17 protein-coding genes and 1 pseudogene are annotated in these 16,696 nt (G+C 49.5%); 17 read left to right on the forward strand and 1 reads right to left on the reverse strand.

Annotated elements, in window-relative coordinates; genetic code table 11:
• Window positions 1–44: 44 nt before the first annotated feature.
• Window positions 45–608, reverse strand: coding sequence for a sigma-70 family RNA polymerase sigma factor (locus tag Q3O60_RS04670; protein ID WP_305892750.1), 564 nt, complete (start codon window positions 606–608; stop codon window positions 45–47).
• A gap of 126 nt (window positions 609–734) precedes the next feature.
• Between Q3O60_RS04670 and Q3O60_RS04675 the strand changes: the two genes are divergently transcribed.
• The 17 genes and pseudogenes from Q3O60_RS04675 (at window position 735) to Q3O60_RS04755 (ending at window position 16,661) form a co-directional block, all read left to right on the forward strand.
• The gene (locus Q3O60_RS04675; protein ID WP_305892751.1) at window positions 735–3,356 is read left to right on the forward strand and encodes a tetratricopeptide repeat protein; all 2,622 of its coding nucleotides are present in this window, start codon (window positions 735–737) and stop codon (window positions 3,354–3,356) included.
• 154 nt (window positions 3,357–3,510) lie between these two features.
• Window positions 3,511–4,068 (forward strand): NAD/FAD-utilizing enzyme, encoded by a 558-nt coding sequence (locus tag Q3O60_RS04680; protein ID WP_305892752.1) that lies wholly within the window; start codon window positions 3,511–3,513, stop codon window positions 4,066–4,068.
• Window positions 4,069–4,340: 272 nt separating this feature from the next.
• Window positions 4,341–5,702, forward strand: a complete 1,362-nt coding sequence (gene coxB, locus Q3O60_RS04685; protein ID WP_305892753.1) for a cytochrome c oxidase subunit II — start codon at window positions 4,341–4,343, stop codon at window positions 5,700–5,702.
• Window positions 5,703–5,716: 14 nt separating this feature from the next.
• Window positions 5,717–7,477 carry a cbb3-type cytochrome c oxidase subunit I gene (locus Q3O60_RS04690; RefSeq protein WP_305892754.1) on the forward strand — a complete coding sequence of 587 codons (1,761 nt, stop codon included), beginning with the start codon at window positions 5,717–5,719 and terminating at the stop codon, window positions 7,475–7,477.
• Complete coding sequence (locus tag Q3O60_RS04695) at window positions 7,474–8,154, forward strand: cytochrome c oxidase subunit 3 (RefSeq protein ID WP_305892755.1); 681 nt, start codon at window positions 7,474–7,476, stop codon at window positions 8,152–8,154. Before Q3O60_RS04690 ends, Q3O60_RS04695 begins: the two co-directional genes overlap by 4 nt.
• Window positions 8,155–8,189: 35 nt before the next feature.
• Window positions 8,190–8,870 carry a cytochrome c oxidase subunit 3 gene (locus Q3O60_RS04700; protein ID WP_305892756.1) on the forward strand — a complete coding sequence of 227 codons (681 nt, stop codon included), beginning with the start codon at window positions 8,190–8,192 and terminating at the stop codon, window positions 8,868–8,870.
• 8 nt (window positions 8,871–8,878) lie between these two features.
• Window positions 8,879–9,196 (forward strand): cytochrome C oxidase subunit IV family protein, encoded by a 318-nt coding sequence (locus tag Q3O60_RS04705; protein ID WP_305892757.1) that lies wholly within the window; start codon window positions 8,879–8,881, stop codon window positions 9,194–9,196.
• Window positions 9,197–9,239: 43 nt separating this feature from the next.
• Window positions 9,240–9,920 carry an SCO family protein gene (locus Q3O60_RS04710; protein WP_305892758.1) on the forward strand — a complete coding sequence of 227 codons (681 nt, stop codon included), beginning with the start codon at window positions 9,240–9,242 and terminating at the stop codon, window positions 9,918–9,920.
• Between the two features lie 72 nt (window positions 9,921–9,992).
• Entirely contained in the window at window positions 9,993–10,646 is a 654-nt protein-coding gene (locus Q3O60_RS04715; RefSeq protein ID WP_305892759.1) for a hypothetical protein, read from the forward strand.
• 114 nt (window positions 10,647–10,760) lie between these two features.
• Window positions 10,761–11,057 (forward strand): annotated as a pseudogene (gene ftsB, locus Q3O60_RS04720) (cell division protein FtsB); the annotation flags it as partial.
• A 59-nt stretch (window positions 11,058–11,116) separates the two neighbouring features.
• On the forward strand, window positions 11,117–11,821 hold the full coding sequence (gene ispD, locus Q3O60_RS04725; protein ID WP_369812631.1) for a 2-C-methyl-D-erythritol 4-phosphate cytidylyltransferase: 705 nt from the start codon (window positions 11,117–11,119) through the stop codon (window positions 11,819–11,821).
• Window positions 11,818–12,300, forward strand: a complete 483-nt coding sequence (ispF, locus tag Q3O60_RS04730) for a 2-C-methyl-D-erythritol 2,4-cyclodiphosphate synthase (RefSeq protein WP_305892761.1) — start codon at window positions 11,818–11,820, stop codon at window positions 12,298–12,300. The genes ispD and ispF overlap by 4 nt, the downstream gene beginning before the upstream one ends.
• On the forward strand, window positions 12,297–13,346 hold the full coding sequence (gene truD, locus Q3O60_RS04735; RefSeq protein WP_305892762.1) for a tRNA pseudouridine(13) synthase TruD: 1,050 nt from the start codon (window positions 12,297–12,299) through the stop codon (window positions 13,344–13,346). Before ispF ends, truD begins: the two co-directional genes overlap by 4 nt.
• A gap of 2 nt (window positions 13,347–13,348) precedes the next feature.
• Window positions 13,349–14,101 (forward strand): 5'/3'-nucleotidase SurE, encoded by a 753-nt coding sequence (surE, locus tag Q3O60_RS04740; protein WP_305892763.1) that lies wholly within the window; start codon window positions 13,349–13,351, stop codon window positions 14,099–14,101.
• 1 nt (window position 14,102) lies between these two features.
• A complete protein-coding gene (locus tag Q3O60_RS04745; protein WP_305892764.1) occupies window positions 14,103–14,741 on the forward strand; it encodes a protein-L-isoaspartate(D-aspartate) O-methyltransferase in 639 nt (212 codons plus the stop codon).
• 71 nt (window positions 14,742–14,812) lie between these two features.
• Entirely contained in the window at window positions 14,813–15,703 is an 891-nt protein-coding gene (locus tag Q3O60_RS04750) for a DUF368 domain-containing protein (protein WP_305892765.1), read from the forward strand.
• 22 nt (window positions 15,704–15,725) lie between these two features.
• Window positions 15,726–16,661 carry a peptidoglycan DD-metalloendopeptidase family protein gene (locus Q3O60_RS04755; protein ID WP_305892766.1) on the forward strand — a complete coding sequence of 312 codons (936 nt, stop codon included), beginning with the start codon at window positions 15,726–15,728 and terminating at the stop codon, window positions 16,659–16,661.
• The last annotated feature ends 35 nt before the right edge of the window (window positions 16,662–16,696 follow it).

Here is a 16,696-nt window from a genome sequence, read left to right on the forward strand (position 1 = left end):
GCAGGCTGTTGTGGCTATTCTGAGCCAGGTTTTCAGGATGTGAATTAGATCGCCTGATGCAGCCAGGCTTTGGCCAGCTTGCTGTTGCGCTCGATGGTGCGGGCTGATACGCCATAGATGTCGGCAATTTCATGGTTTTTCAGGCCGGCAAAAAACTGCAGCTGCAAAATATCTGCTTTTTGCGCATCAAATTGTTCCAGTGCGTGCAAGGCACTGTCGAGTGCAAGTAATTGATCCGGTTGATCATCTAAAATAGCGATGGATTCAGTGAAAGCTAGGTTTTCGGAGCCTGAGCCTCGTTTATTGGCCGCCCGGGCCCGGGCATGATCAACCAGAATTCGGCGCATGATTCGACCTGCCAGACAAAAGAAATGGACTCGATTTTCGTAACTGACGTCGGCATCGATTAAAGCAATAAAGGCCTCGTTCACCAGAGCGGTGGCCTGCAAGGTATGGTTGCAGCGTTCGCCATGCATATACCGTCTGGCGATACGATGCAATTCCTGGTGCACATGATTGCTCAGCTCTGTGAATGCCTGAGGATCACCTTGTTGCCAGTGATGCAACAAGCCGGTGATATCGGCTGAGCTAGGGGGTACGGTTGCCATGAATGCACTGTTTCTTTTTTAATCATATCCTATAGTATAGAGATATCTTGATAGAATGCACTGTTTTAAACGTACCTGCTGTTTATCGTGTTATCACGCATGGCTCGTTGATCTTAAAGGAAATACATGGATAAGAAGACATGGCAACAGGTTGAGGTGTTGTTTCATCAAGCCATTGACTTGCCGGAGCATGAGCGTGACGAGTTTTTGCAGCAGCAGTGTCAGCACGATACCGGGCTACTGAACGCCGTTCGTTCTTTGTTGCAACACACTGACCGCACTGATGATTTGTATGCCGTGGTTGCCAGCCAAGCGTGTGCCATTTTACAGCCCAAAGATTTAATCGGGCAGGCCATAGGTAATTACCGGATCATTCAACCGCTTGGCCATGGCGGCATGGGCAGTGTCTATCTGGCCGAGCGTGCCGACCAGCAGTTTGATAAGCGGGTGGCGATTAAGCTCATTCGTACGGTGGTGGCTGATCCTTACTTATTGCGGGCCTTTAAAGCGGAACGACAAATTCTGGCCGACTTGGAACACGCTTATATTTCTCGTTTGCTCGATGGTGGTGCCACGGATGATAACTTACCCTATCTGGTGATGGAGTATGTCGAAGGCATCCCTATCGATGAGTACTGCCAGCAAAAGCAACTGAGTTTGAAACAGCGATTGCAGCTGTTTCGTAAAGTCTGCAGCGCGGTTGAGTTTGCTCACCAGAAGATGGTGGTGCACTGCGATCTAAAACCATCCAATATTCTGATTACCGAGCAAGGTGAACCAAGACTGCTGGATTTTGGGATTGCCAAATTGCTGCATAAATCAGCCTTGGATGAGCTCTCTGAGCAGCAGCTTGCCAGTAGCCGGGCGACACTGAATTATTGCAGCCCAGAGCAGCTGCAAGGCAAGGCTTTAACGACCGTGACCGATGTGTATGCCTTGGGTGTGATTTTATTTGAATTACTCACTGCAGCGAGGCCCTTTTTAAATAGCAACACGGCTACAGAGAAACGCGAGGCTATTCTACAGTCACCAGCAAGGTTGGCTTCTGAGGCGGCTCAGGGTGAGCAAGAGCAGCCCCGTGATTCGGGATTGCACGCCCAGAGTCCTGTTAGATCACATGGTATTAAAGCCAGACAGCTGCGAGGCGATCTGGATAGTATCCTGACAAAGGCATTGCAAAAAAACAGTGGTGATCGATATGCTTCGGTGGCAGCGCTATCGGATGATATTGAGCGTTTTTTGAGTAAAAGAGTGGTGCTGGCGCGACCGGGTAGCTGGTCGTACCGTGCCGGACGATTTTTGGCGCGCAATCGAATCAGCTCCGCACTCAGCGCACTGGTTGTTGTTACTTTGCTAAGTGGCAGCTCAGCCGTCTATCTGCAATCCGTGCAGGTAGCCAAAGAGCGGGACTTTGCAGAGCTACAACGTGAGAAAGCCGACGCTATCAATCGCTTTATTACCGATATGCTATCCAGTACTGATCCCATGAAAGCTCAGGGTCATCAGGTGACCGTTCGTGAAGTATTGGACCAAACCAGTCAGCAACTCACTTCCGGGGATGAGCACTCCTTGCAACAGCAACCTTTGGTCGAGGCCTCTGTCCGTCTGGTGATTGGGCGGGTGTATAATGCGCTTGGTTTGTACCGGGATGCCGAGCGGCATCTGGAGCAGGCATTACATTTGCAACAAAAGCATCAGCAACTGCCTTCGGAAGAGTATGTGCGTATTTTAAGTCAATTGGCCAGTGCGTATAGCTCGCAATATCGATTTGAAGAGGCGATGCCCCTAACGGAGCAGGCACTTGCGATGAGTCAGCAGGTATTGGGGCATAAGCATCGATTGACGTTAGGGATGATGGGAAACCTTGCTGGCAATTACCAGGATTTAGGCAAGCTGCAACAAGCCAAAACCATGTACCTGCAGTTGCATCAATTACGGCTTCAGGTGTTAGGTGATCAGCATCCGGATATAGTGCATTCGTTAACAACTTTGGGGATTGTGCATTACTGGTTGGGGGATTATCCGCAAACAGAGCTGTATTTCCGGCAGTGTCTGGAGCTGGGGATTGCGCATTATGGCGAGCGTCATGAACGAACGTTAAATTGCTTATCCACACTGGCTTCTGTGCTGGTTGCCTCTGGCCAGTATCAAGCCGCAGAGCCTTATTTACTTCGACATATCGAGTTATCCACACTGGTCGTGGGGCCGCATCATCCGGCAACACTGAGAACTCAGCATAATCTGGCGATGAACTATCGCGGACAGGGGCGCTATGACGAATCCGAGCAGCTCTTTTTGAACACCTTGAGCAAACGGCGGCAGACCTTGGGGGATGACAACATTGAAACATTGCAAACTCAGATGCGTCTGGCAATCTTATATCGGGATCTGCAACGTTTGGATGAAGCCGTAGTGCTAGCAAGCGACACGGCGGAGCGACAAGCTGAGCAACTTGGCGAAAGCCACCCGACGACGTTACGAGCATGGCAAGTGTTGGCAGGTATTTACTTTGAGCAACATCGTCAAGCGCAGGCACTGGCCTTGTATCATCAAATCTTACAGAACAGGCAAGCGCAACAGCAGGAGCACCCTGAAAATATTGAAGTGCTGATCACCATGGCGCGTATTTACCGGCAATTGGAGCAATCCGAGCAGAGTGTTTTGTATTTGCAGCAAGCAAAGTCACTGGCAAGGCAGCATCCTGATCATGAGTATGCACAATTCGCACTTACCACTTCAGAGAATTAAGGGGCTTGTTCAATATTTCACCGTTTTGCTAATTTACGTCTATACTTGAGTCACGGATGTGGTTATTCCGAAGGGGCTACTAGCCATAATTCAATAATGTGCAGTCGGTTCAGTGGCTTAATTAACTTGTCTTTGCCAAACAGAGGGCTAGATTATGTTAAGGCGGTATTTTATTAGTGATGACCTTGATGACTTAGAATCAATTGAAAAAGAGCTGGAACAAAAAGGCATTGCGACCCCACAGATTCATGTGTTGAGTGAAAAAGATGCTGAAGTAGAACTGCATCATTTGCATGAAGTGTCACCTGTACTGAAAAGTGACGTGGTGCGTGCAACGGAAGTGGGTGCGGTAGTGGGGTTAATCGGAGCCATTCTAGTGTTATTGGTGGCTTATTTTGCTGGCTGGACCGAATCGGCTGCAGGTTGGGTTCCCTTTATTTTCCTCGCAATCGTAGTACTTGGTTTTTGCACCTGGGAAGGAGGGTTCATCGGGATCCAGGAACCCAACATTCACTTTAAACGGTTTCAGGATATCTTGAAGGAGGGCAAACATGTGCTCTTTATTGATATTGATCCTGAGCAGGAAGGCATTGTAAAGAAAGTGGCGCGCAAGCATCCTAAACTACAAAATGCTGGCACGGGTGAAGCAACACCCGGCTTTGTGGTCAAGGCTCAGATCTACTTTAAACGCTTTGTAAAAGCGATGCCTTAAATCGCTTAATGTCCGATTAGCTCCCAACGAGGCACTGTAAAAGGTGCCCGTTTTATTCCCGCTATTAATTACAACAGACTGACTATCTAAGAATTTTTGCTTTCCTTTTATGCAGCTTTAAAGTTTATGACCTATAGTGTCTGTACAGGCGAAAAAGTGTTCGGTCTCCAGTGATTGTATCGATGTACTGTGCTTACCGTGTGTTCTGATGTCCGATTCATCTGTTGAAGTCATATAACTATAATTTCAATGATTAAAGGATTAACCGCGATATGGCGATTGCAATCATTATTTTGTTGCTGGTTATTGGTACGGTCATTTTTCATTTTATTAGCCCCTGGTGGTTCACCCCCCTTGCTTCGAATTGGTCGGCGATAGATAACACTGTTGAGCTTACCTTTTGGATCACCGGTATTGTCTTCGTCGCTGTCAATGTCTTTCTGGTCTATGTTATTTTTCGCTACCGGCACAAACCCGGTTTAAAAGCAGACTACGAGCCGGAAAATAAAAAACTAGAAGGCTGGCTAACTCTTGCCACCACCATTGGTATTGCAGCGATGTTGGCTCCCGGCTTGTACATTTGGGGGCAATTTGTCGCTCCTCCCGATGACTCGATTGAAGTCGAAGCTGTCGGGCAGCAATGGCATTGGAGTTATCGCTTTCCTGGTGCTGATGGTCAATTGGGTAAAGTCGATACCCGCCTTATTTCTGAAGACAATCCGTTTGGGTTGGATCCCTCTGATCCAGCTGGTCAGGACGATATCCTTATTTTTAGTAACGAATTGGTATTACCGCTGGATCAGCCGGTAAAGGTGTTGTTGCGCTCGAAGGATGTGTTGCACAATTTCACCGTACCGCAGTTCCGCGTCAAGATGGATTTGGTGCCAGGCATGCTCAGTTCTTTGTGGTTTACTCCCACCAGCGTAGGAGCTTTCGATTTAATGTGTGAAGAGCTGTGTGGCATCGGGCATTACGCCATGCGTGGCCGTGTGGTAGTGAAAGCGCAAGAGGACTTTGATGATTGGCTGGCACGTCAGGTTACTTTTGCTCAGACACAGGATCGGGTTGCTGGTGACTCAGCATTGGGTCGGGCTCACTATCAGGTCTGTGCCAGCTGCCACGGCGCGGAAGGGGAAGGCAATCAAGCCTTGAATGCACCTCGGGTCGCCGGGCAAGATATCTGGTATCTCAGGCGGCAACTGCACAACTATCAGCAAGGTGTTCGTGGTACAGCTGAAGGCGACCAGTTTGGTGGGCAAATGATAGCCATGGCAGGGCTTGTGGCCGATGAACAAAGCATGCAGCACTTGCTGGCCTACATTGACACCATGCCCGAACCTGCACGAGCAACAGCAGAGGGCAATTTGAACAATGGCCGCCAGTTGTATCGAAATTGTGTCTATTGCCATGGTGAACAGGCACAAGGTATTTACCATATGAATGCTCCCCGACTGGCGGGGCTTGAACCTTGGTATTTGGCGCGACAAATCGGTTATTTCCGTGATCGCATCCGCGGTGGCCACCCGGATGACTTCTATGGTGCCCAGATGAGCTTATTGGTGCAATCGCTTCGTAGCGAAGAAGATATCGCCGACATCGTGGCATACATTAATTCACTTAGTGCAGCTGACTAAGCAAGGAGATACCGATGACAGATTCAGCTATTGCCAGTCATGACGAGCATTACCAAGCCAGCTTCGGCAGCAAATACATCTGGAGTCAAGACCATAAAGTTATAGCTATTCAATATAGTATTACTGCGATTATGGTCGGGGTGGTGGCTTTGGTATTGTCGGGTTTAATGCGCTTGCAGCTTGGTTTCCCCGATCAGTTCTCATTTATTGACCCCAGTGCCTACCTGCAGTTTGTCACCATGCATGGCATGATTATGGTGGTGTACCTGCTGACTGCTTTATTGTTAGGCGGCTTTGGTAACTATTTAATTCCTTTAATGATAGGGGCCAGGGATATGGTGTTCCCTGTCCTTAATATGCTCAGCTACTGGACCTACCTACTGTCGGTGCTGGTGTTGCTGGCCAGTTTCTTTGTGCCGGGGGGGCCAACGGGAGCGGGTTGGACTTTGTATCCACCGCAGGCCATTTTGCCGGGAACCCCAGGGGCTGATTGGGGTATCTTACTGATGCTGATTTCGCTCGGTATCTTTATCGTGGCTTTCACCATGGGCGGGCTGAACTATGTTTGCACCATTTTACAGGCTCGTACCAAAGGCATGACACTGATGCGGATGCCTCTGACTATTTGGGGTATTTTTGTTGCCACCGTCATGGGGTTACTGGCCTTTCCTGCATTGCTGGTCAGTGCCATTATGATGTTTCTGGATAAGGTGGTCGGGACCAGCTTCTTTATGCCCGTGATTATCTCACTGGGTGAAACGCTGGATCATACAGGAGGGAGCCCGATTTTATTTCAGCATCTTTTCTGGTTTTTTGGTCATCCTGAAGTGTATATCGTGGCGTTGCCTGCCTTTGGCATGGTATCGGATATTCTCGCAACTCATGCACGAAAAAATATCTTTGGCTATCGAATGATGGTGTGGGCCATCGTCGGCATCGGCTTAATGAGTTTTGTGGTGTGGGCGCACCATATGTATGTCAGTGGTATGAACCCGTACTTTGGCTTTTTCTTTGCTACCACAACCTTGATTATTGCTGTACCCACGGCACTTAAAGTGTACAACTGGGTACTGACCTTGTGGAAAGGAAATATTCATTTAACCTTGCCGATGCTGTTTGCCATCGGTTTTATTTTTACCTTTGTACACGGTGGGTTGAGTGGCTTATTTTTGGGTAATGTGGTGATTGATTTGCCGTTGTCCGATACCTACTTTGTGGTGGGACACTTCCATATGGTGATGGGACTATCACCGATTCTGGTGTTGTATGCAGCGATTTACCATTGGTTCCCAAAAGTCAGTGGAAAGATGCTGCATGAAGGGCTTGGTCGTATCCACTTTTGGACCACCTTAGTGGGTGCTTATTTGGTTTTTCTGCCAATGCACTACTTAGGGATCCTGGGGCTACCGAGGCGATACTTTGGTATGGGAGGTACTGAGTACATTCCTGAATCCGCTCAGGCACTGAATGCCAATATTACCATTGCTGCTTTGGTGGTTGCTGTGGCGCAGCTTATCTTTATTGCCAATGTGATTATCAGTTTACGCAGTGGCAAAAAAGCCGATCCCAACCCATGGGGAGCCACTACCTTAGAATGGCAAACCCCGGACAATCCGCCAACTCACGGCAACTGGGGGCCTGAGGCGCCAGTGGTGTATCGCTGGGCGTATGATTTTAGTGTGCCTGGAGTCAAGCAAGACTTTATCCCACAAAATGTGCCCAACAGTGCGGTTGAGGTGACCGATGCAGCAGCTTTTGCGGAGGCCGGAAAATGAGTATCTTTACTAAATTAATGGAAAAGCCATGGCTGGCACAACCGGAGGGAGCCGACCCTGCTTTACTGCAGCCCCCACCCAGTTACTGGCCAGCACGAACTGCCTTGCGGTTTTTATTGGTGACCATAACGGTTGTTTTTTCTTTGTTTATCATGACCTTGTTAGGTCGCTCGCAATTAGGTGATTTTCATGCTTTGGCTGGCGAGCCCTGGTTACCGTTCGATAACCCAACGCAGCTTTGGTGGAACACCGGTATTTTATTAGCCAGCAGTGTGGTGATGCACGCGGCTCTGGTATTGCTCCGGCAACAGAAGCAACAGGCGGCTGCCTTGGCGGTGGTTGGTTCCGCCTTTTTGGTGCTGTTATTTTTGTTAGCGCAATTTGCCATTTGGCAGCAATTGGAAACCGCAGGCTTTGGGATGACCAGCAATCCAGCCAGCAGCTACTTTTATTTGCTCACTGCCGTGCATGGTGTTCACTTGTTGGGTGGATTGGTTGCACTGCTTTGGGTGCTGAAGCGTTTCTGGCAGCAACAATCACTGGCGCGAATTCAGTCGAGTGTTCGCTTGTGTGTCACGTACTGGCACTACCTGTTTGTGGTTTGGTTGGTTCTGTTTGCTTTAATGACCAGCTCGTCCAGCACCATTGACTCGCTGGCGGCATTGTGCGGTTTTTAACGTGTGGTTTTAAAGGCAGCTTTTAAGGTGATTTTATGAACACAGAGCATAACGCATCGGATGCCCAGCGGCCCTCTGGCTGGCAAGGTGTGGTCGCAGATTGGTCGGCTGATGAACGTACCTTTCGGATGTCTTGGGGCAAGTTGATGATGTGGGTCTTCCTCCTGGGGGATACCTTTATTTTTAGTATTTTCTTGATTGCCTACATGAATGTGCGTTGGTCTGCTGCAGAGGCTTGGCCAAATACCAGTGAGGTATTTGCTTTAACGGTCGGGGGGCAATCCATTCCACTATTGTTAATCGCGATTATGACGTTTGTGCTGATTACCAGCAGTGGCACCATGGCCATGGCTGTCAGCAGTGCTTACCGTGGCGTGAAAAAGCATACGGTATGGTTGATGCTGGCCACAGCATTTCTGGGCGCGCTTTTTGTTGGCATGCAGGTGTTCGAATGGGGCAAGTTGATTGAAGATGGAGTGCGCCCTTGGGGCAACCCGATGGGAGCAGAACAGTTTGGTGCGGCCTTTTTTATGATCACCGGCTTTCATGGCTTGCATGTGACGGGTGGGGTGATCTATTTGTTGGTGGTGGCCTACCGAGTGCATAAGGGCTATTACGAGAAAAAGGGCTACGAAATTGTCGAAATTACCGGCTTGTACTGGCACTTTGTTGACTTGGTCTGGGTGTTTATTTTTGCATTCTTCTATTTATGGTGAGGTGAGTGATGGCACAGGAACTGAATCAGCAGCACCCGGTTAGCATGTATCTTAAAGTTTGGGGTTGGCTGTTTGTACTGAGTTTCTTTTCGTACATGGTCGATTACATGGAGCTGCAAGGTCTGTTGCGCTGGAGTCTCATACTATTTTTTATGGTGATCAAAGCGGGCGTGATTTTGAGCATTTTTATGCATGTAAAGTGGGAAAGCCTGAATCTGAAGTTGTTGCTGGTGATCCCAACCTTTGCCATCGTGGTGTTTGTTATTCTGATGGCTATTGAAGGTGATTATGTGCTGTTAAATCGCATGCTGTATTACAGCTCATAGTTCACTCACAGAGCAGCGCGCATAGAACGAACAGGAGTCCGTGATGCTACGATGGAGTTTACGCCATACTTTGATCGCGTCGGTGCTGCTTGCCCTTCTGCTAGCCGCCACGGCGCTTCGTGTGTTGGTGAGTACTCACAACCCCTTGCAGTTGCAACAAGCGGTATTGCTGACCCAACCTGTCCCTCTTAACGATTTTCTATTGGTGGACCAATACCAACAACCGGTTACTGCAGCCGACTTGCATGGGCAATGGCATTTACTCAGTTATGGCTTTACCTACTGCCCGGATATTTGCCCGATGACCTTAGCGAAATTAAGCCGCTTTCATTTGCAGCTGCAACAGGCTGAAACCTACCCGGATCTACAGCTGTTGTTTTACAGTGTAGACCCAGAGCGCGATACACCCGAAGTGCTGTATGATTACCTGAATTTTTTTGCCACCGATATTCGCGGTTTAACCCGCATGCCGGGTAATGATGCCAGCCATCAGCCTTTTGAACAGAGTTTGTCAATTTTATATGCCATCAGCCCGGTTGATGACCTTAGTAGTTACCTACCCTACAACGTGGATCATGGGGTGCTGTTGTATTTACTCAACCCGAAAGCAGAGTTGCAGGCCATCTTTACGCCCGTCGAACATCCTGGTGCCAATCCGGATTTTGATACTGAGGCACTGTTTCAGGATTATCTCGCCATTCGTCGTTATCTGGACCGTTCGTAGCATAACGCCTCTTTACCCTGCCACTGCACTTTTTTCTTGTACAAAAACACCGGCCTCCGTTACCATCACGGTATGAATGATGATACCGCTGATCAGCCCCATTTTTGGCAAGTATCCAGCCAAAACCAGACGTATACCGAGCTTTGCAATGCTCTGTACGAGCGTGAACTGCTGCGTTTGTCTCAGCAAAGTGTCAGCGAGTTGGTGAATTTGCCAAAACAGTTAGCTAGTTTGCCTTTCTATATTCGTAAAGCCGCTCAGCGGATTTTACGTGCCACATCGCCGTTATCTCTGGACAGCCAAAATGCATCCTGGTTTGCCAGCCAGTCGGCTAAGTGTCCGTTAAATCGGCAACGACCTGATCAAATCGCCCGCTTTTTTGAGAAAGCAGCTAAGCCGGGTTTATTGGTGCCGGTGTATCAAGAGCAACTTGGCGTAGAAACCTTTATACTAGACTCGGTGGATCAGGTCGATCATGCAGGGCAGCGGGTGCATTGCAATGCCCACGGCTGGTTTGATTATTCTGGCACGCCATTGGATGAATGCAATGCTGACAAGTTTATGTTGCAACCGGTCAAGGTGGTCATGACGGCATGTTGCTGTGGTCATCAGTGGAGCAACCAAAAACGTAGCTCCCCCCGGGCGCTGAGCTTGCGCGAATTATTGCTGAGTAGTTGCTTAAACTGGAAAAATTTTGCCAAACCTTTGCCTTACGTTCCTCTTTGAGCGCTCCAAAGCTGCCGCCGAAATCTATATCTTGAGATCACTTGGGTATATACCCCTTCCCACACCGCGCCGAAAGCTTCATAATAGTTTTATGATAGAACCTGGGCTGGTTGCATGCGCTTATTGACACTTGCTTTATTGATCCTCTTTGCTTTGTTGCAGTACCGGCTGTGGTTTGGTCAACACAGCGTTAGTGACTATTTGCAACGTAAAAGCGAGCTGGAGCAACAGCAAATGGCCAATGAGGAGCTAGCAAAGCGTAATCGTTTGCTGCTGGCCGATGTGAATGATCTTCGTCAGGGGTTGGAAGCTATTGAAGAGCGGGCTCGAAATGAGTTGGGGCTGATCCGGGACGATGAAATCTTTTTCCGCATTGTGTCCGAGCCACAGCTACCCGCCAACGACTCTGCAGATCCAACCAATCATGCCTTACCCCTGCTACCATCGATCAATGAACCGGAGTCGCAACCATGATGTCCGGGGAATTGCCAGCGCCTGATTATGGTCAGATTGCCGCGGTGATCCCTGCTGCTGGCATTGGCAAACGGATGCAAAGCGAGATACCAAAACAATACCTGCAACTGCATGGCAAAACGATTTTAGAGCATAGTGCTAATGTGCTGCTGCAGTTACCTGTGTCATTGGTCATTGCACTGTCAGCAGAGGATGCTTATTTTTCAACAACGCCTTTGGCGACAAACCCAGATGTGCAAACCGTGATTGGTGGAGCCGAACGTGCATACTCGGTTCTGGCAGCCTTAAAGCACCTCGATGCTAAGCAGTTCCCATGGGTGCTGGTTCACGATGCGGCCCGCCCGCTGGTGCAGCTTCGTGATATTCAGCAGTTGATTCAGCAGTGTTGGCAGAGCGGACAAGGCGGTATTTTGGCCTGCCCCGTGCGCGATACTATGAAGCGTGGCCAGCTGCGGGTTGAGCAGACGGTCGAGCGAGCCAGCCTTTGGCATGCCCTGACACCGCAACTATTCCCTACCGAGACACTGCGACAAGCACTCAGTCAGGCTTTAAGCGCTGGCATCACCATTACGGATGAAGCCTCTGCGATGGAGTGGGCGGGACAACCGGTGCAGCTGATTGAGGGGCGAAGTGATAATATAAAAGTCACCCAGCCAGAGGATTTAGCCTTGGCTGGGTTTTATTTGGAGAGTCGAGCATGAGCTTGTTTCGTATCGGGCATGGTTTTGATGTGCATGCCTTTGGTGGGGAAGGCCCGGTGACCTTAGCTGGAGTGCAGATTGCGTATACACAGGGATTACTGGCCCATTCGGACGGGGATGTGGTATTGCATGCACTGACCGATGCCTTACTCGGTGCCTTAGCGCTTGGCGACATTGGTCATCATTTTCCTGATAATGATCCGGCTTTTAAGGGCATCGACAGCCGTGTTTTATTGCGCCATGTCGTCGCGCAGATGCAACAAGCTGGTTATACCTTGGGCAATCTGGATATTACGGTAATGGCTCAGGCACCTAAGCTGGCTCCACATATTGACGCAATGCGGCGGGTGATCGCCAGCGATGTTCAGGCCGACCTGACGCAGGTAAATGTAAAAGCAACCACGACAGAGCAGCTGGGATTTGTGGGCCGTAAAGAAGGGATTGCAGCTGAGGCTGTGGTGTTGCTGGTGCCGGCGTGAAGCATCAAGCATTGCAGTGGTTGTACGGTGAACCGATTGCTACCGCCAAGCTACGGGTTCAACCCGACGATTTCATCGTTGATGAAGAGTTGAACTTTAGCCCTAGCGGCGCGGGCGAGCACTTGTTACTTCAGATAGAAAAAATTGGCCAAAATACCCAGTATGTGGCAAAAAAGCTGGCGGAGCTAAGTGGGTTAAAGGCACGTGATATCAGTTTTGCCGGGCGCAAAGACCGCCATGCCGTGACCCGGCAATGGTTCTGCTTGCCCTGGCCCATCAAGCAAGAGGTGCCTTGGCAAGACTGGCAGGCCGAAGGGTATCGCATTGTGCAAGTGCAACGTCATTTTCGTAAATTACGTTTAGGCGCATTAAAGCGTAATCATTTTCAGATACGCTTACGAGATGTCACTGCACCAGAGCAACTGATACAGCGTGCGCAACAAGTCCGGGCTGGCGTGCCCAACTATTATGGCGAACAGCGTTTTGGTATTGAAGGCGGCAATTTGAAGTTAGCAGAGTCGCTCTTTGCCGGACAGGGCATTGCCGATCGACAACTACGCGGACTGGCTTTGTCGGCGGCACGCTCTTTTTTATTCAATACACAGCTATCAAAGCGGATTGAACAAGGGTATTTTCAGCAGTTGCTGCTTGGCGATGTGGTGCAACTGGATGGGTCTGGTTCTATTTTTCGGGTAGAAGAACTAACCGATGAGCTGCATGAGCGTCTGCAGCAAGGCGATATTCACCCCACTGCTGCGCTTTGTGGCTTGCCATCTTCGGACAAAGGCCAGCCAAGTGAACAGGCCGCGGCACTGGAGCAACAGTGGTTGGCGGACTATGCAGCCTTACAGCAAGGCTTGCAGGAGTTTCGCTTGAAAGCCGAACGGCGATCCATTCGTTTGCAGCCTCAGCAGCTTGAAATTACGCAGGATGCTGGCACTATACAACTGCGATTTGCCTTACCCACGGGCTGTTTTGCCACCAGTGTTCTCAGAGAATTGGTACAGTATCAGGATTGTGGGCGTAATCATGGTGCGAGGGAGTAACAATGCGAATTTTATTAAGCAATGATGATGGCGTCTATGCCAAAGGGATCCAAGTGCTGCAACAGGCATTATCGCAAATTGCTGATGTCACTACGGTGGGGCCGGATCGTAACTGCAGTGGGGCCAGTAATTCATTGACTCTGCTGAACCCATTACGAACTCAGCAACTGGATAACGGCTTTATTGCCGTAAGCGGTACCCCGACCGATTGCGTCCATCTGGCGATTAGTCAGTTATTGGATTTTACGCCAGATTTGGTGGTAGCTGGGATCAATCATGGTGCCAATATGGGCGATGATGTGATTTACTCAGGTACTGTTGCTGCTGCGACCGAAGGGCGGCATCTTGGATTGCCTGCTATTGCCGTGTCTTTGGCGGGGCACGACGATGAGCATTTCGAAACCGCGGCCTATGTGACGGTGCAAGTGATCAAAAAATTAAAATCGCATCCGCTGCCTGCCGATCAAATCTTGAATATCAATGTCCCGGCGATTCCCGTGAGTGAATTAAAAGGGGTGCAAATTACCCGGCTTGGTCGGCGTCACAAAGCTGAAACGATGACCAAGTCTCGTGACCCTTGGGGACGAGATATCTATTGGTATGGCTCACTTGGGCCAGAGCTTGATGCCGGGCCAGGCACCGATTTTCATGCCATTACCCATGGGTATGCATCCATTACGCCGATCCATGTTGACATGTCCGCCTATAAGAGTATGGATCAATTGAAACAGTGGTTAGAAGGAATACAGTTGTAATATGGCCGTTGCGACCCAGCGAAGTGCAGTCGTTTTAGCACAAAAACTTCAAAGTGAAGGCATTACCAATCCAGCCGTGATATCGGCCATTGCCAACACCCCCCGACATTTGTTTGTTGAAACCGTTTTAGCGCACAAGGCTTATGAAAACACGGCCTTGCCTATTGGCCATGGTCAGACTATTTCGCAGCCCTATATCGTTGCCCGCATGACAGAGCTTTTGCTCAATAGTGGTCGCCATCAGCAGGTGTTGGAAATTGGTACTGGTTCTGGCTATCAGACCGCTGTGCTGGCTCGTTTGTTTGAGCGGGTATGCAGTGTAGAACGTATTAAGAGCCTGCAGTTTCAAGCCAAACGCCGGTTGCAGCAACTGGATTTGCACAATGTCTCGATGAAACATGGCGATGGCTGGCAAGGGTGGCCTAGCAAAGGCCCCTTCGATTGTATCCTGGTGACTGCTGCGCCCAGTGCAGTGCCACAAGCGTTATTGCAACAATTGAGTGATGGTGGCCGACTGGTCATTCCGGTAGGAACCGATGAGCAAGTCTTGCGCGTCATTACCCGGGATGGTGAACAGTTTCATGAAGAAAGTGTCGAAGCTGTTCGCTTTGTGCCTCTGGTGCCAGGCGCTCTGGCATAAATCGCATAGGTACCAGATTCTGGCCTGAAAAGCTCCGGCCTTGTAGGCTGATAAAAAACACAGGAAGGTGAATGGCGTATTTTATTGTATGGTGCAAAGGAGTGCTAATGGGTGCTGCTGATGTAGTACCTGGTGTTTCAGGAGGCACGCTCGCTTTATTGCTTGGGATTTATGAGCGGTTGATCAATGCGATCCGCTCGGTCGATCAGCAAGCACTGACTTTGCTGTTTCGTGGACGGATGGTGGCAGCTTGGCAGCATATAGATGGTACCTTTTTGCTCTGTTTGTTCAGTGGTATCTTGCTAAGTGTGTTTGCTCTGGCAAATGCTGTCAGCTGGATGCTGGAACAGCAGCCGGTTTTACTCTGGGCCTTATTTAATGGTTTGATTATCGCTGCACTGCCGCACTTGTGCGTTCGTGTACCATGGAGTTGGCGTCGCTTGTTACTGGCGGCTTTAGGAATGAGTATCGCTATCGCCATCAGTCAGCTGAATCCGATGACACTTGAACCTGCCTTATGGATGTTTTTTGTCGCTGGTGCCATTGCGATATGTGCGATGATTTTACCAGGTATATCTGGCAGCTTTATTCTATTGTTGCTGGGTATGTATGCTCCGGTATTGCTGGCGGTTACTGAATTACAGCTGGTTACTTTATTGGTGTTTATGGCTGGTTGCGTCATCGGTTTATTGAGCTTTTCCCGTGTTTTATCCTGGTTGCTGGCGCGCTGCCATGATGCCACTTTGGCGTTGTTGATCGGGGTGGTGATTGGTGCCTTATTGCGTATCTGGCCCTGGCAGCTGGATGGTACCTTACTCACTCCGACCGCCTATCAGCAATTGGTTGGTTCAGCTGATATAGGCTGGGCTTTGTTATGTATGGTTGTTGGGGTGTTAACTATGCAGCTCATGTTACGATTGGAGACATTCATCCCAAAACAACCGGAAGATAACGAGCGCTAGGGTGATGTAAACAAGGCTGGCCATGAGACGACTCAGCAACAGATTGAAGAGCAAGCATACGCTGTACTGTGCATTACAGCCTGTTCGGCTGGTTATAGGGTTGTTGCTTACCCTGATTGTGTTAAGCCTAAGCGCATGTGCCAAGCGCTCAGAGCCTGCTCCTGTTGCTACCTTGCAGACCAGCCCACAGGGCTCTCGAGGGCCAATACAAGCCGAGCACTATCAGGTACAACGTGGTGATACTTTGTACTCGATTGCATTTCGGGCCGGTCAAGATTTTCGTACCCTGGCTCAACGCAACCAAATCAGCGCACCTTATGTGATCCATCCTGGTCAACAGTTGCGCATGACGGGAACTACCCCCTCAGCTACGACACCACCACGTAGCCAAGCCACCGTTGCACAAAGACCACCGCCAGTGGTCTCAACGAAACCGATTGCCTCTGTGCCTCAGCCCGTTGACTCTAGTGAAAAAAACAGCAAAACCGAGGCGGCAAAATCGGTTGCACCTAGCCCACAAACGGGGTATGTTCATAGAACACAAGCACAAAATTCAGAAAAAACGACGAACAATACCTCAACTGGAAACAGATTACAATGGCAGTGGCCAACCCGAGGTACTATCCTCGCGCGCTTTTCTCATCAAGAGCACGGTAGTAAGGGGTTAAAAATAGCGGGTAGTAATGGTCAGCGGATCAATGCGGCCGAAGCAGGGCAAGTGGTGTATGCCGGTAATGCTCTGAGAGGTTATGGCAATCTGATTATTATTAAGCACAATGATGATTACCTGAGTGCTTATGCCCACAACAGCCGTTTGCTGGTTCGGGAGCAACAGCAAGTGAGCGCTGGTCAGCATATTGCGGATATGGGGAGTACAGAAGCGAGTCAGATACAGTTGCATTTCGAAATTCGTTTTCGCGGTCAGTCTGTTGATCCGTTGCAATTTTTACCGAAATAACACGAGTGAAAGCACAAAAACTATAAGAACAGACG

This window comes from Alkalimonas collagenimarina (genome assembly GCF_030717845.1).
Lineage (GTDB): Bacteria > Pseudomonadota > Gammaproteobacteria > Enterobacterales > Alteromonadaceae > Alkalimonas > Alkalimonas collagenimarina.

Excerpts from the sequence above, each read along its gene's own strand:
- coxB (WP_305892753.1), top strand. The coding sequence starts at position 4,341 with ATGGCGATTGCAATCATTATTTTGTTGCTGGTTATTGGTACGGTCATT.
- Q3O60_RS04715 (WP_305892759.1), top strand. The coding sequence starts at position 9,993 with ATGAATGATGATACCGCTGATCAGCCCCATTTTTGGCAAGTATCCAGC.
- Q3O60_RS04705 (WP_305892757.1), top strand. The coding sequence starts at position 8,879 with ATGGCACAGGAACTGAATCAGCAGCACCCGGTTAGCATGTATCTTAAA.
- Q3O60_RS04750 (WP_305892765.1), top strand. The coding sequence starts at position 14,813 with ATGGCGTATTTTATTGTATGGTGCAAAGGAGTGCTAATGGGTGCTGCT.
- surE (WP_305892763.1), top strand. The coding sequence starts at position 13,349 with ATGCGAATTTTATTAAGCAATGATGATGGCGTCTATGCCAAAGGGATC.
- Q3O60_RS04745 (WP_305892764.1), top strand. The coding sequence starts at position 14,103 with ATGGCCGTTGCGACCCAGCGAAGTGCAGTCGTTTTAGCACAAAAACTT.
- ispF (WP_305892761.1), top strand. The coding sequence starts at position 11,818 with ATGAGCTTGTTTCGTATCGGGCATGGTTTTGATGTGCATGCCTTTGGT.
- ispD (WP_369812631.1), top strand. The coding sequence starts at position 11,117 with ATGATGTCCGGGGAATTGCCAGCGCCTGATTATGGTCAGATTGCCGCG.
- Q3O60_RS04755 (WP_305892766.1), top strand. The coding sequence starts at position 15,726 with ATGAGACGACTCAGCAACAGATTGAAGAGCAAGCATACGCTGTACTGT.
- Q3O60_RS04690 (WP_305892754.1), top strand. The coding sequence starts at position 5,717 with ATGACAGATTCAGCTATTGCCAGTCATGACGAGCATTACCAAGCCAGC.
- Q3O60_RS04695 (WP_305892755.1), top strand. The coding sequence starts at position 7,474 with ATGAGTATCTTTACTAAATTAATGGAAAAGCCATGGCTGGCACAACCG.
- Q3O60_RS04700 (WP_305892756.1), top strand. The coding sequence starts at position 8,190 with ATGAACACAGAGCATAACGCATCGGATGCCCAGCGGCCCTCTGGCTGG.
- Q3O60_RS04710 (WP_305892758.1), top strand. The coding sequence starts at position 9,240 with ATGCTACGATGGAGTTTACGCCATACTTTGATCGCGTCGGTGCTGCTT.
- Q3O60_RS04675 (WP_305892751.1), top strand. The coding sequence starts at position 735 with ATGGATAAGAAGACATGGCAACAGGTTGAGGTGTTGTTTCATCAAGCC.
- Q3O60_RS04680 (WP_305892752.1), top strand. The coding sequence starts at position 3,511 with ATGTTAAGGCGGTATTTTATTAGTGATGACCTTGATGACTTAGAATCA.
- Q3O60_RS04670 (WP_305892750.1), bottom strand. The coding sequence starts at position 608 with ATGGCAACCGTACCCCCTAGCTCAGCCGATATCACCGGCTTGTTGCAT.